The sequence below is a fragment of the Marinagarivorans cellulosilyticus genome (assembly GCF_021655555.1).
GTDB classification, from domain to species: Bacteria; Pseudomonadota; Gammaproteobacteria; order Pseudomonadales; family Cellvibrionaceae; genus Marinagarivorans; species Marinagarivorans cellulosilyticus.
The window spans coordinates 72,559-87,943 of the sequence record NZ_AP023086.1 but is presented as its reverse complement, the minus strand read 5'-3'; the positions used below and the strand labels follow the sequence as shown (position 1 = coordinate 87,943).

Below are 15,385 nucleotides of genomic sequence, written 5' to 3'. Positions count from 1 at the left end.
GGGCTCCAGCATTTGCGTCAACGCTCAGTGGTTGTGCAATAAACAACGACGTAGGTGGCAGCAAGCCATTAAATCATTAACTAAATGATGATCAGCCCCCGCAAATTTAGCTTTGTAAAATAACTTTATGTTTATGGTGGTTCTAGAATACTGAGCAAACATTTGCCGACGCCATTTATCGCGCCTAAGCGTGCGAGACAAGTGTTGGTGTATCACCTTAAGGTCAACAAGTGTCGCCAATAAAAAGGTACGGAACATTGACGTTGCGTACCTCTATCGCATGAAAGGGGAAATAGATTTTAACGGTTTAGTTGTCGCCCGTGGCGCTGCGACGAAATCTAGGTTGAGGGTGGGTTACAGAGCGCGCATAGATTTTATCAAATACCTCGAGCCCTTTTAGCGCATCACAGACGGGCTTGTCTTCCCTAACCTTAAAGGAGGAAAAGCCACAATGTCGCATCAAAGAAAGCTGGTCGCGCAAAACATCACCCACGGCGCGCAAGTCGCCTTGAAAATGGTAGCGGGTTCTTAGCACGGTCGCTTGGCTGTACGCCCGGCCATCGCGAAAGCTTGGAAACTGCAGCGCTATCAGCGGGATTTTAGCCAACTCATTGACCAAGATAGCGGGGTCGTCATCGGGCGCGAGCACGACGCCATAATAGTTTTTCGCACGCGCTCTATCGGATGCGCACTGCTGCCATCGCACCCAGCTGACCACAGCGTTAATGCCTTCGGGAATAACCTCGTCATCTAAGACGAGCTGCCAATGATCATTTGGGTCGTAATGGGCTGCGCCATTAATAATGCTAATTGTATTGTCCATTAATTGCCCCCTCGCGTTTGGTAAACACGGTCTTTAAATGGCGTTAAACCGATACGCCTGATCGTATGAATAAACAGCTCGTCATTGTCGCGGTAATCGAGATAAGTTTGTATTAGCCGATCAATAGCTCCCGGCACCTCTTGCGCGCGAAACGCAGGCCCGATCACTTTACCCAAAGAACTGTCCGCACCTTGTGAACCGCCAATCGTGATCTGAAAAAACTCTTCATCGTTTTTGCTAACACCGAGTATGCCGATATTACCGATATGATGGTGCCCGCAGGCATTCATACAGCCCGATATATTCACACTGAGCGAGCCGATATCATGTAAAAAATCTAAATCAGCGAAGCGCTGTTGAATAGCGCTAGCGAGAGGTAGCGAGCGCGTATTGGCCAGTGAGCAATAATCCCCGCCGGGGCAAGCAATGACATCGGAAAGTAAACCAATATTCGCTGTCGCTAGGTTCAAACCCTTGAGCGCTTGCCAAAGCAGGTACAGTTTTCGTTTAGGAATATCCGGCAATACAAGGTTCTGTTCATGCGCAACGCGAATTTCCGAGAAGCCATATTCATCGGCCAAATTTGCAAGTGCTCGCATTTGCTCGCCGGTGACATCCCCAGGTGGCGTATCGGGGCCTGGCTTTAATGACAAAACGACGGCGGCATAGCCTGGCACCTTGTGACTTTGGGTATTAGTTTTTACCCAGTTAGCAAAGTCCGCATCCCGAGCCATCCAAGCGCCGTACTCTAAATCGAGTGCGTCGAGGTGCTGATAGCGGCCATGATTAAAATCAGCACTGACCCGCGTGTATTCTTGCTCGGTGAGCTCTGCGGCACTATCACGAATTTTCTCCCATTCGGCTTCGACTTCTTTAGCGAATGCCTCAACGCCCAGCGCTCGTACTAGGATTTTAATTCTCGATTTATATTTATTATCTCGCCTGCCATAGCGATTATAAACGCGGAGTATCGCCTCAACGTAGGTGAGTAGATGCTGCCAGGGCAGCGCTTCTCGAATGACTTCATTTAATATAGGCGTACGCCCTAAGCCACCGCCGGTCATAACCCGCAACAGCATCGCGCCGTCGTGGCCACGGTACAGATACAAGCCAATATCGTGCACGCGAACGGCGGCACGATCTGAGGTTGATGACGAAATGGCAATTTTGAATTTGCGCGGTAAAAACAAAAATTCTGGATGGTTGGTAGACCACTGCCGCATGATTTCCGCAAGCGGCCGAGGGTCAATAATTTCGTCATCTGCAACGCCGGCAAACGCCTCGGTGGTAATATTGCGAACACAGTTGCCTGAGGTCTGAATGGCATGCATATCGCTCTCAGCCAACAGCGCTAATATGTCTGGCACTTGGTTAAGATCAATCCAGTTAAATTGAATATTTTGCCGGGTGGTGAAATGGCCATAGCCCCGATCGTAAGTATCGGCCACCTGAGCGAGTGTGCGCAGCTGATGGCTTGAAAGTGTACCGTAAGGTATGGCGACCCGGAGCATGTAGGCGTGGCGCTGAAGGTAAACACCATTTTGCAGCCTGAGTGGTAAAAACTCCTCTTCGGACAATTCACCACTGAGTCTTCTTGCGACCTGATCGCGAAATTGCGCAACGCGAGCCTGAACCAATGCTCGATCAAAGTTATCGTAGTTATACACCGACTGTCACCTCTACATGGCTAAATATCAGCCATTACGGTAACGAAATTATGCCGTCCAGAGCAGGCGCAAAAAAATGAAATTCGATAGGCACAGATTACCGAGAGAGTGTAATAATGAGTGCTTGTCCTGAAACCTGCGTTTCTGGATGAGCACTAATTAGCTTGCATCAAGGAGTAATTGCGAGAGACAAGCCAGCGCTTTTGCTCGATCCTCGGTCCACGGGTGGGCATAACTAATCCGCAGGCAATTACGAAATTGCCCCGAAATTGAAAATAGCGGCCCGGGCGTAATAATAATGTCATCGGCTAAGGCGCGAGTGTATTTTGCTTGGGTATCGACGCCTTCAGGCAGCTCGACCCAAACCGCAAGCCCGCCCTGAGGGGTGCTGACTCGCACGTCGCCGGGCCATGCCTGCAGCGATGCGATAAGGTAATCGCGATTGGCTCGAAGATAACTGCGCTGGCGGCGTAAATGCGTTGTAAAACTACCGTCCGCCATAAAATCTGCAACGCCCTGCTGCAAAAATCGACTGGTCGCCAATTGGCTCACCAGTTTTAAATGCAAAATTTTCTCGTGCCAGCGCGCCCCCGAAATCCAACCCAATCGCAGATCGCGGGTCAGGCTCTTCGAGAAAGAACTACAGAGGATGACCCGGTTATTAGTATCCAATGCTTTTAGCGGGTCTGGCACTCGCTCCAGTGCAGTATCTGCATAAATGTCGTCTTCAACGATCGCTAAGTCATACTCGTCGGCCAATTGCAGAAATCGTTGCCGAGCACTCAACGGCATAAGCGCGCCGCTGGGCGTTGCGAATGAGGGCGACACGACACAGGCGCGAACCGGCCAGCGCTTGAGCACCTCTCCCAGTGCATCGATATCCATACCGGTTAAATCGGAGCTTGGAACCTCGACGACTTGTAAATTTAATTGCTCAAGCAATTGCAATACGCCATAAAACCCCGGGGATTCAACCGCAACCACTTCGCCTGGCTTGCAGCAGGCCATAAGCGCGAGAAACAGCGCGTGCTGGCAGCCCGAAATGATGCACAGCTGTTCAGGCGATACGCTCCAGCCTCTTTTAATATTGTGTTGCGCCAGCTGCTCTCGCAGCCCCGCATCGCCTGCGGGTTCATCATAATATTGATAGCCGCTGCCTTTTTGGCGCCTAAGAGAGCGCCCAATGGCGCGGTTTAACGCCATCACACCCGCTGGCACTTCGCCGGTTGGCTTTTGCGGTAATAGATCAAAAGCCGCACTGCGCTTCATGATGTCCAGTAATAAATCGCTAATGTTTGCTAGCCGTGGGGCTTCGATACGCGCACGAGACTGGGGGCGCTTGACTGCCGTTGGCTGAAGGCGAACGAAGTAGCCCGCCTTGGATTTGGCCTCCACTAAACCCTGAGCCTCTAACCGCGACAGCGCGTGCAATACCGTTGCCTTGGAGACGTTTTGTTGCTTGCACAGCTCGCGAATCGAAGGAAGCTTCTCCCCCAGCCCCCAGCGCTGTTCTCTGATGCCTTGCAGCAACCAGTTTTCCAGTATCTGGTAACGATATTCAGATGAATTCAAGTCTCTGCCCTTCAGCCTATAAATGATATGACGCGTGCTTGTAGTGGTTTATTCTACCGCTAATGTCCAAGCGGTGGCCGCTAAAGTGGGGCCGCGGGGTGGATACGAGCGTCTGCGTCGCACTTGTTAGGCCAACCTAGTGATTTGTTTAACAAGCGCTGCAAGCGAATCTTCTCTAATTGAGTCATCTATTCTCCATTAAGATCCGTTCCTATTTTTTGCGTATAAAAATTCCATCCGTATTCGCTGTGCGAAACGATGTTGTTCCTCTCAATCAATGACGTTAGGTTGTTTGATATCTGATTTTCTGTTGCAATACTATTCACGCTTTAGATAACAGAGCAGCGTAGCTTGGCCGACGAAAACTGAGCCCTATTCATCAAAGAGAAACAGCTATTTACAGAGCTATTTACAGGACATCCAAAACTAATTTGTTTAAAGTGTAATGCCCACCGACGAAAGGCCTCAAACTGTAGATATCACGATTAAGTAATAATACAATTTTTTTCGAAAAAGAGAAGGTTTTGCATGGGGTGATGCCTATTAGACATCAAATACAAGCCCACCAACATTAATGAGGGCTGTGTCATCAGTTCAATGAAGTGGTATCTAACAACCAAACAATCGCCGAGCGGCGCCTAATCCTTTAACCCAGCATTGATCAAGCTTTTCTGCACAGGGTTTTATGGAATCACAGCGGCCAATACAGTGGTGAAAATCGGTTTCAATACGGGGCATATTTTCTAGCCAGTCATCCACGCCAATTTCTAGACGCTGTAATATTTTAGGCGATGCAAGTGCGATGGCGCCATTCTTATTGGGCAGAATAGCTCGCCCCGTCCAGTCGATGAGTTCAAGATAATCGCGCCAGTAAAAGGGAATAACACCTGTAGAGCGCCGCCCTTGGTCTACAGAATCGGCAGTGGCAAGGTGATTATTTTTAGGTGGTTTACAGAAATTGGCCAGCCTAATGGACTTTTTATCTTTAGCTTTTTTAGCGGGTTTATTCAAAGACTGAATGCGCTGCTGAATAGCCGTAAAATCACTGGTTTCTGGCAGCTCCGCCATGCCGGCGCGCACAGGATTTAAATCAACATACGTCATGCAGGTAATAATCGCCTGCTCGTCGAGTAAAGCCTGGCTTTTAAAGCGGCCCTCCCAAAAACGGCCAGTGCATTTATCTTCCGCGTTTGCGAGTCGTGCGATATGTTCATTTAAACAACGCATAAACCAGCTAATGCTACTCAAACGTTTACGCCACTCAGCAACAAGGTCATCGACAAGATATTGCTCCGCTTCATTAATAGACTGATTTTTTAACACTTTAAGGGCTAATTCATTCCCTTTGAATAACATCATCCAACGTCGAATAACCGTTTTATCACTCCACCCTGCTGCTTTTTCCGCATCAATATGCAGTACCAAATGATAGTGATTTGACAATACCGCGTATGCTGCGATGTCTAGCGCAAATATATCCCCAAGTTCAGCAAGTTTATCCGATATCCATTCACGACGATGCTCATAGTTTTTACCGCTGTATTTATCTTCGCCCATGAGAAATGAGCGTTTAATACAACGTGAGCAAATATGGAACCAGCTGGTTTGGTCTAAAGAGATCAATGTTCTACGCGCTTGAGTCATAAAAAACCTTAGTGATAAACACTACCTAGTCATTTAGGTATAGCCAATCACCGAGTTTTTTGCATTACCGTTTATCGGGTTTTGGATGTCCTATCTTTTTTGTCCCCAAGTTCAGCAAGTTTGTCCGATATCCATTCGCGACGATGCTCATAGTTTTTACCGCTGTATTTATCTTCGCCCATGAGAAATGAACGTTTAATACAGCGTGAGCAAATATGGAACCAGTTGGTTTGATCTAAAGAGATCAATGTTCTACGCGCTTGAGTCATAAAAAACCTCAGTGATAAACACTACCTAGTCATTTAGGTATAGCCAATCACCGAGTTTTTTGCATTACCGTTTATCGGGTTTTGGATGTCCTATCTTTTTTTTTATCTTCACCCATGAGAAATGAGCGTTTAATACAACGTGAGCAAATATGGAACCAGCTGGTCTGATCTAAAGAGATCAATGTTCTACGCGCTTGGGTCATAAAAAAACCTCAGTGATAAACACTACTTAGTCATTTAGGTATAGCCAATCACCGAGTTTTTTGCATTACCGTTTATCGGGTTTTGGATGTCCTATCTTTTATCTTCTACGCGCTTGAGTCATAAAAAACCTCAGTGATAAACACTACCTAGTCATTTAGGTATAGCCAATCACCGAGGTTTTTGCATTACCGTTTATCGGGTTTTGGATGTCCTATCTTTTGGTTGAGCCATTTTTCCTCTGACTATTCAAAGATATAGCTGTAAGCTTCATTCAGCTTTGGATAGTCTGTTGTTTCTAGCAGTGCATGCTCTTTCTCTAGAAAATGCACCTTTCCAAACTGTTTCATTTTAGAGAGCTTTTCTGAGTCCATGCCACATAGAAATATCTGTGAAGCTTTTGGTGTGTTGTTTACTATTAGCGAGACTATGCTCTCGTAGTGGTCAGCAGCTTGTTCATGTTGATTTGGTGTATCAATGACTAGAGGACTTAGAACCTCTTCACTATACAAACTTATAAGATTGTATAGGCTTAAGTAGTAAGCCAACATAGCTCTTGTACTTTCCGCAGCACCTCCGCTTTTTGCAACTTTTGCATAAGTTTCTGGAGATTTTATATTAGAAGTGTTTACACCAAATGCTTTGAGCTTGGCTATATAACTAGGGAAAAGCTCAAGAAATTTTTCCTTAACTACTTTTCTGTGTTCTTTAGCAGCATCGTTTCTTTCTTTTCCAAACTTTTTCTCATCAGTCTCCAAAGAATAGAACTGCTCAAGCTTTATGTTTTTGCTGATATTTACTTTGTGTGTCACTGAATGAGCGGCGACGGAGTCAAGAATGTTTTTAAACGTTATTGGCTTGTCAGATTCATCATTTTTATAATACTTATCATTCAATGCTTCTATCTTATCTCTTACATCCTTTAATTCTTTTTCTTTGCTTATGACGGCTTGTTCGGACTTTTTTAACGACTTTGAAAGTCGCATAGCTACTTGTTCAGCTTGTTCTTTGTCTTTTAGCAGAGAAAACCTGTTAACTAGTGTGTTGTCATGAATAACGCCACAGGTCGGGCATTCGATTTCATCATCATTTTCTTCTGCAAATTCATAATCCCTTTCCAACTCACTCACAGCTTCATTTGCAATAGCAAGCTGACTTTGGATGTGGGCTTTATCTGCTCTTAGTTCTGCGAACTCCTCGAAAACCAGTTCCTGCTTGTTATGCAAGTCAAGGATTTTGTATTTTAACTCCTCCTCTATTTCATCAAACTCTTCTAAACTTACAGTAGTTTCAATGCTAGGAACGAAATCGCTAACTATAGATATTGCTGTTTCATATTCATCTATTTTGTTTTTGACTATTGCCTTCTCTCTTTTTTTCTCATAGATATTTTCAGTTAGATCAAAAAAGTCTTTTTTTATCATTCCTGAATGGTACTGAATTATATGCTTTTTCCAGTCTGCAAACTGCCCAAGCTTATCAAATGACACCCATGCATTTGACCAGCTTTGTTTCTGATCTATGTAAAATGGTAAAAAGTAAAATGCTGGAGGAGGAATGATCACCTCGTCGTTGTTTCTCACTGGCAGTAGGGCATTAAAATTTACAATTTCTGAAATTCTTTTCGAGAAGTCACCTGATACGCCTACATAGCTTTGATAGCTCTTTCCATCTTCCGAGATAAAAAATCGTTTGTCATCTCTTGCAATCCAATATGGCTTACCATCAACTTCAAATTCGACAATGGTCTTGCAGCATAACCCATTCCACTTGTCATCAAATCTTGGGTCACACCCAAAACACCAAAAGAGACTTTTTACTACAGATGATTTACCTACGCTATTTTCATCGTCGGCTAGAATCAGATTGTATCTGTCTGAGAACTCTAATTGTTTGGCTTTCTTTTCTAGATTGCTTATTATTGTTAGTTTTTTGAACTTCAAGGTTCTCATGTGACTTGTTCCTTAGATTCCTGATAAGCCTTTTGTATGTATAGATTTCATTATTTAATTTCATGAGATTAGCTCATATAAAAAAGCACCTGAGAAATCTTCTCTAATTGGGAAGTAACTTTCCAACAGGTCCTTCTCTTTATTTAACACATATTCTTCTAACTCTTTGGCAGTTGAGAAATCATCAAAACTACTTTCAATTATTTTTTTCATAATCGAAGATACTTTATGTAGTTCGGCATCACGACTGCTAAGTTTAGCTGTATAATATCGATTAAAAGCACTTACTATTTTTCGCCGTTTTAGCGAGCTCAAACTATATTCGGTTTTTAATATATCTAAGAGCTCTGTAGTAAGGTTTTCATCAGGCTTTATTTTTATGTGTTGGCTTATTATTTTATCTAACTGGCGACTTGTAACTGCCTTTTTCTTTAAAGATGTTTCCCACTCTAAATAATCAAAGCTATTTTCCCCTTTTCTTTGTAAGTCGCGTATTATGCAGTCATATATAGAACTCGAATTATAAGTGCAGCCAGGGCTGTGTTTATTTATCAGTTGACTGATCTTCCCTTCAACAACAAGATCAAACCCTTTCTCAGGAAGACTAGGAATAATAAAAGCCAATTTATTTTCTAGAATTTTTTCTTTATCGATCTCAGAAATGCTCTCAAGAATCTTGGCTTTTTCGTCCTCTGTTAGTAAGCCAACTTCTATAACTTCTAGTGAGAAGCCATTCTTATGAAAGTCAAAACTAAAGCCGCCAGTTGAAACAAAATTAACACTTGATATTCTGCCTGAGAACTGTTTGTTGCATACGCTATTTGCAAGCTTTTTCAATGGAGATACTGAATCTTTCTTGTCTTTTGAAAGCGAACTAACTGTTGATTTAGATGAGATTTCTTTAATTTGATTAAACTCAAATAACGCAGATTCACCATCTAAACTATTCGCTAGTGTCACATCCTCGTGCTCTTCAACAAAAATCGCATATTCATTACCTTCACTATGTTCATCAAGCATTCTGCAGAATGCCCAATGGTATTGGTAATTATATTTCCTAAAGGTCTCACTTCCGGCTTTTTCTCTTTTAGCATCCAGACCCAAAGGATTAGCATGGTTTTTAGATTCCTTTTCCTTCATAACTGTTCCTTTGGAAGTTAATGTACTGAAAATTTCGGGATACTCAAAACGTATAACGCCCGTAACAGGCAAATTTATGGAGGTGCTTTTTTTGTGGCAGTCTTTTCGCCACAAAAAAAGTACCGGAATAAATGTCGGCCTGATTACGCTTGTTAGCTGAATTAATAGTCACAAACACAATCTCTAGCCTCTGTTAGCCTTTTAATTAATTCATCTACCTCAGCTATTGTGTTCCTGTGTGAATCTGGCGTTATGTCAAAAATTTTTTCTTTCCCTGACCGAGTCACCATTCTTAATTTGAGGCGTAGCGGGTCAGCCTTGTCAGTTCTACACTGGCCATGAGCCATAGCATTTCGCAGGGACTTAAATTTCTCAACTTCGTTTAATATTTTTTTTAAATTAGAATCCTTGGCTGATTGTCCAAAAATAGGAATCATGGCTCTAACAATTTCGATTTTATCTTGTGAGGTAAGGCCGTCACGATCAAGTATCAGCCTTCTAAAATCATCTTCTTTAGAATTCATATTTCCAATAAAGTACTCAGAAATAATTGCATTGACCTGATCTTCCAGTGCAAGTGCACGATGCGTTAACTCACCTGTAACAAATACATCGAATTCCTCTTGCGTTAAATCTTCATAATTCATTGACACTACTCCGAGCAGCTAACATTATATTCTGCGTCATGGTCACATATAGGAATATGCCTACATATAGACCTTTATGTCTACAACTATACCTAAATGGCTATATATAGCCATCTCCCAACATCAAACTCGTGTCTATATCTAGACATTTACCGACACTGCCTTACAGGTAATAACTAAACACCCAGAAGCGGGTGCCGGTAGTAACCTCTGGGGCCGTCACAAACAGGAGGTTTGTGCAGAGCTTACAAGGAGGTATTCACAGCGAGCCCCAGGGGTTACTACCGGCACCGATCAGGCTGACGCAAAGCACCCCAAGCCTATCCCATCCGCAAAAAATAAAATATTACCCAATATTACGCCAAAAATAATTCAGGACATATATGGTCGCTAAAATATGTAGCTTGTGAGTGGTTGTTTTGACAAAAGTATTAAGTTTCGGTTATAGGACTCGCGCCACGGGCATTACCGTGCCGCGCAAAATCGAATCTGTATTTTGAGTTTATTTGGTGCGCAATCAATAATTAATAGGTTTTTTTTAAGCGCGCTGTCATTCAGCCCGCCAACCATTAAGCCCACAAAGCCGCCGTCAACTTGTGTAATAACTGGTTGGGGTTGGCGCCGGCCCAACGTTTAAAGGATCGCCTAAAGCTCGCCGTATCGTGAAAGCACAATCTATTCGCTACCTGTTCACAACTTAGTTTTTGCTTGGTTAATAAATAGAGCGCGTGCTGTAAACGAGCGCTATCTAATTGTTGCTGGTAATGGCTGCCGTGCTTTTTTAGTTTTCGCTTTAAGGTGGCAGGGCTAAAATTTAACGCAGCTGCCAATGCATCTAAGTTTGGGTGCCCTTCGACATTACTCAGAATAAAATGTCGAACCTCTTCCAGTAACGCTTGCTGCGCGGGCAATTTTTGCAACTGCTGTTGCGTTTGGGCTAATGCAACTTGCTGGGCCGATACTGTTGATTGCTGCCAACACTGCACTAACCACTGCCGCGGAATACACATTACATCAAAGGGCTGATTAAAGTGTACTTCCAGCCCCAAATGCACCCAGTACTGCTCTAAAAATTCGGGCGCATCATGACGAAAATAAAATTTCCACGGTAATTGCTGATTCGCTTGCCTTCGGCTAAAAGCGACGATAGACACCATGCTAGCCACTAATAAAAAAGGGTAGTTGGCAGCCGCACCAAAACTGTCTTGCCAATAAAGGTAACCGTGATGTTCATCAACCACTAAATGCGGCGTAATCACCGGGGATAATACTGCCTTGCCAACAATAAAGGCTTCTAACGCTTGCTGTAGATTATTCGCCAATTTTAATGCTAAGCTCGCGCCGCCTTGCGCACCCGGTAACCAGCGCTGGCCCAATAAAAAAGGTGTGTCATCACTATTGAGCAGTACACAGGCATTTTGAATAAGTTTTAAATACTGCTCAGCATTCATTAATACCGAATCACTAAGCACGTGCTCCAAAAACAAGCCCGTACCATTTAATAAACGGTGCGAATCAATACCGCGCTGTAAACATACATCCACCAACACACTTGGCTGCCCACTAGCAGCTATAAATTTTATATCCCGCTCTAGCCAAGTACTCATTACTAGGCTCGCAATGCGATTGGCTGTTTGCTATTGGTCAAAGCAATATTTAATCGTTGTAAAAGCTGTTGTTGATCCTCGTCGCCAGCTTTTACAACCGCCGTTGCGGCCTTTAAATACAACCGCTCGCCAACGTTTTGGGTTTTATAAGCAAAGCACTCTATGGATTCTGTAAGTTCTGCGGCCATTATTTGCGCTTGTTTTTCGCTAGTACTCGGTAGCAATATTACAAAGCGATCACCAGCTAAACGGCACAATAAATCTTGCTGGCGTAAATTCAGCAATACAAGCTGGCTTACTGCCTGCAATACCGCATCGCCTTCACTGTGGCCATAACACTGATTAATAGCATCAAAACCATTCAGGTCGAACGCTATAAGCGATAACGCATCGCCCTTTTGTTGGCTCTGCTTTAAGCAAATTGCCAACTGCTTTTTTAAATAACGCGCGCCGGCTAACGGGGTTAAATGATCAAACGCTAAGTGCTCGCGAAACAAACGTTCGCGTTTTTGCAGCTGCGCGCTAATTGCCAATTGCTCATGGTGCCAGTGGTACAAACCATAGGTTAAGACCAACACACCAATTACCATCGGCGCCGACTCCAGCCAGTGATCCCAATAAAAAGCGTCGGGCAATGCTATAAATTCATCTAGGCAATCGGCCCACCACGCTAAAAACATAAGCCCAAGGCCAGTGGTTAATAGCTGCGTCACTCGGCCAGCTGGCCGACTCTTGAGCATTAAACACAGCCATACAAATGCCAGCACACAACTACCACCTTCACCCACAACATCCGCCGCCGACCACTGCCCCAACGGCTTGAATTCACCCGCCATGGCATAGGCCACCAATAGCCCGCAAGCCGTGCTAACCAGCAAAAAAATCGGCAATAAATGGAGTCGGAAAAAATTAGGCATAAGTTTGTGATCGATGGGGGAATCGCGTAAGGAGATCAAAGTTTAATGACTTTTTAATGACAAAACCGCCAACAAATTAGCTCACACCAATTGCAGGAAATATTGATGTTTAGCCCCGTTTATTGACGCCGGTACGCCATTACCCGCGAAATACCGAGGCGTTAACCAACCTACCGCCATGGCCAGATAACAAATCAGATCACCCCGCCGCTGCAAACGGGCAAAAACACCACACCAACCGCGGCAATAAAAAAACTGTCACCGAATCGTCACTTTAGCTTTTTAGCATCGCCGGCATTCGCAGCGATGAATGCTGCCTTCTCCCAATGCCAAACCGGAAACCAACATGACGATTTACCGCAAAACACTACTGCAATTTAGCCAAAAACGTTTTTTCAAAAGCTTGGCGGTAGCCACCACTGGGCTGGCGAGCTTTTCAGGTACCAGTGTATTTGCCGATACAGACCATACCGCTAACGCAACGAACAAAGCGCCGCTTTTAGAGCAAACCTTAGTAATTGGCCAAGGCGCCAGCATGGATAACGCCATTCAAAAGCAGCGCCAAGCGGATGCCATAAAAAGCGTTATCAGTGCCGATGCCGTTGCCCAATTGCCTGACGATAACGTTGCTGAAGCCATGCAACGATTACCCGGCGTTACCATCGAGCGCGACCAAGGCGAGGGCCGGTTTGTTAGCGTGCGCGGCTTGGGGCCAGACTTAAACAGCGTCAGCATCAACGGGGCAATTATTCCATCCCCCAATGCCGGCAGCCGAGCGGTCGCACTGGATGTTGTACCTTCGGAATTGGTCCAAACACTGTCTGTCGTTAAGGCCGCCACCCCCGATATGGACGCCAACTCACTCGGTGGCAATATTGAGGTTGAAAGCTTATCGGGCTTTGACCACCAGGATAGCTTTTTCACCGCCAAGGTCGAGGGCGGCTACGATTCAAACGTCGAAAAAACCAGCCCTAAAGTTTCGGGCGCCTACAGCAATCGCTTTGGTGGCAGCCAAAAAGATACCTTTGCCATTGCAGCAGCCATAAGCTGGCAAGACCGCGATTTTGGCTCTGACAATATTGAAACCGGTGGTGCTTGGGACGGTGATCAACTTGAAGAACTCGAACAACGCGACTACCAAATCAACCGCGAACGCTTAGGCCTTGGCCTAAACCTCGACTATAAATGGAGCGAAAACAGCAGCGTTTATTTGCGTAGCCTGTACAGCGAATTTTCCGATACCGAAACCCGCAATGCCGCCGGTTTAGAGTTTGAAGACCCGCTAGCCGTTAACCAAACCGGCCCCGCTGAAGGCTGGCGCGAATTAAAGGAGCGCAAAGAAACACAAAAAATTCAATCGTACGTTATCGGTGGCGACTGGAAGCGCGGTAAATGGACTCTTGACGCGCAATTGGGTTTGAGCAAATCATCAGAAGATACACCAGGCCATATTGCTGGTGCTGGCTTTGAAGGCTCCGATAGCTTTGGCAATACCGGTTTTAACACTACCCGCCTACCCGTTGCCCAAGCCGACGAAGCATTTTATAACGCCAACCAATTTGAGTTAGACGAAGTTGAATGGGCCGAACAGTACACCAGTGATAACAACTCTAGCTTTAAGCTAAATGCCGCACGCCAATACGACCTTAGCGGTTGGGATTCCAGCGTTAAATTCGGTGGCAAATACAGTACTCGCGAAAAAGATAACGATACTACGGTATGGAAATATGATGATTTTGAAAGTAATGGCATCGAGGCAGAGCAACGCTTATTAAGCTACCACCAAGGCCCAGACGTGGACTACAGCTTAGGCCGCTATGGCCCCAGCATAGAAAGCTTAGGCTTGAAGCAAATAATTGCCGGAATGAGCGCCGACGACTTTTATGACGAAGAGGAGTCGCGCATTGAAGACTTCGTTATTCAAGAAGACCTGGCCGCAGCGTACATCATGAATACCATGGATAAAGACCAGTGGCGAATCATTTACGGCGTACGCTACGAAGCTACCGAGCTTAACGCACAAGGCACTCAATGGGAGGATGACGCCTATTCACCACGCAACATAGATACCGACTACGATCACTTGTTGCCCTCTATTCACGTACGTTACAAAGCCGGTGAAAACACACAATTTCGCGCAGCTTGGACCAATACAGTCGTCCGGCCAACCTTTGACCAATTAATGCCTGGCTTTGCTGTTGACGACAACGAAGCTGAGTTTGGTAACCCAGAGCTAGAAGCACTGGAGTCATCAAATATCGATTTTGGTATTGAACACTTTTTAGGCCGAGCCGGTATCTTGTCTGCTTTTGTGTTTTACAAACAAATCGATAACTTCGTTTACGAAACCGATGTTTCGAGCCAATCCCCCTGGACCGAATACAGCGAAGCCATCACCTATGTGAATGGCGATAGTGCCGATTTATACGGTTTTGAATTAGCTTGGTCACAGCAACTGGTCGACTTGCCCGCGCCATGGGATAACCTGCTAATGGGCATTAACTTTACCAGCAGCCGCTCTAGCACCGAGATAAACAATGGCAACGAAACCCGCGAGATCGACTTGCCCTACCAAGCCGATATGATCGGAAATGCATTGCTTGGGTGGGAAAACGAAACCTTTAGCATTCGCTTAACGGCCAATCACAAATCTAGCTACCTACAAGAAGTCGCCGTCTTAGATGGCGCACCTTTCGATTTATATTTAGATTCGCAAACCTTTTTGGATTTGGGTGCTCACTATTACATCACCCCGCAGTTACGCCTAAGCGTAGAAGCTAAGAATATGACTGATGAAGCCTATTATGTTTACACCGGGAACAAGCCCTTTAACGCGCAGTACGAAGAGTATGGCCCAACTTACAAGCTGGGCATTACCTTTACTGCTCGTTAATTAAGGCTGCGCTGCCGTTTTGACATGAACTGTTTTGACATCAATAACGATGC

11 protein-coding genes are annotated in these 15,385 nt (G+C 44.9%); 1 reads left to right on the top strand and 10 read right to left on the bottom strand.

Going from position 1 to position 15,385, the window contains the following annotated elements; all coding sequences use genetic code 11:
• Positions 1-307 precede the first annotated feature (307 nt).
• The 10 genes from MARGE09_RS00350 to MARGE09_RS00305 form a co-directional block, all read right to left on the bottom strand.
• On the bottom strand, positions 308-823 hold the full coding sequence (locus MARGE09_RS00350) for a DUF934 domain-containing protein (RefSeq protein ID WP_236985343.1): 516 nt from the start codon (positions 821-823) through the stop codon (positions 308-310).
• On the bottom strand, positions 823-2,490 hold the full coding sequence (locus tag MARGE09_RS00345) for a nitrite/sulfite reductase (protein ID WP_236985342.1): 1,668 nt from the start codon (positions 2,488-2,490) through the stop codon (positions 823-825). Before MARGE09_RS00345 ends, MARGE09_RS00350 begins: the two co-directional genes overlap by 1 nt.
• Positions 2,491-2,649: 159 nt before the next feature.
• Positions 2,650-4,062 (bottom strand): aminotransferase-like domain-containing protein, encoded by a 1,413-nt coding sequence (locus MARGE09_RS00340; RefSeq protein ID WP_236985341.1) that lies wholly within the window; start codon positions 4,060-4,062, stop codon positions 2,650-2,652.
• 609 nt (positions 4,063-4,671) lie between these two features.
• Positions 4,672-5,706, bottom strand: coding sequence for a transposase (locus tag MARGE09_RS00335; protein ID WP_236985340.1), 1,035 nt, complete (start codon positions 5,704-5,706; stop codon positions 4,672-4,674).
• 71 nt (positions 5,707-5,777) lie between these two features.
• Positions 5,778-5,975 (bottom strand): hypothetical protein, encoded by a 198-nt coding sequence (locus tag MARGE09_RS00330; RefSeq protein ID WP_236985339.1) that lies wholly within the window; start codon positions 5,973-5,975, stop codon positions 5,778-5,780.
• 446 nt (positions 5,976-6,421) lie between these two features.
• Positions 6,422-8,128 (bottom strand): coiled-coil domain-containing protein, encoded by a 1,707-nt coding sequence (locus MARGE09_RS00325; protein ID WP_236985338.1) that lies wholly within the window; start codon positions 8,126-8,128, stop codon positions 6,422-6,424.
• Positions 8,129-8,188: 60 nt separating this feature from the next.
• Entirely contained in the window at positions 8,189-9,268 is a 1,080-nt protein-coding gene (locus tag MARGE09_RS00320; protein ID WP_236985337.1) for a DUF4297 domain-containing protein, read from the bottom strand.
• A 161-nt stretch (positions 9,269-9,429) separates the two neighbouring features.
• Positions 9,430-9,915, bottom strand: coding sequence for a hypothetical protein (locus MARGE09_RS00315; protein WP_236985336.1), 486 nt, complete (start codon positions 9,913-9,915; stop codon positions 9,430-9,432).
• A gap of 569 nt (positions 9,916-10,484) precedes the next feature.
• On the bottom strand, positions 10,485-11,522 hold the full coding sequence (locus MARGE09_RS00310; RefSeq protein ID WP_236985334.1) for an AraC family transcriptional regulator: 1,038 nt from the start codon (positions 11,520-11,522) through the stop codon (positions 10,485-10,487).
• A gap of 2 nt (positions 11,523-11,524) precedes the next feature.
• Positions 11,525-12,400 (bottom strand): GGDEF domain-containing protein, encoded by an 876-nt coding sequence (locus MARGE09_RS00305; RefSeq protein WP_236985333.1) that lies wholly within the window; start codon positions 12,398-12,400, stop codon positions 11,525-11,527.
• A gap of 349 nt (positions 12,401-12,749) precedes the next feature.
• On the opposite strand from MARGE09_RS00305, the gene MARGE09_RS00300 reads away from it, so the two are divergent.
• Positions 12,750-15,332, top strand: a complete 2,583-nt coding sequence (locus tag MARGE09_RS00300; RefSeq protein ID WP_236985331.1) for a TonB-dependent receptor — start codon at positions 12,750-12,752, stop codon at positions 15,330-15,332.
• The last annotated feature ends 53 nt before the right edge of the window (positions 15,333-15,385 follow it).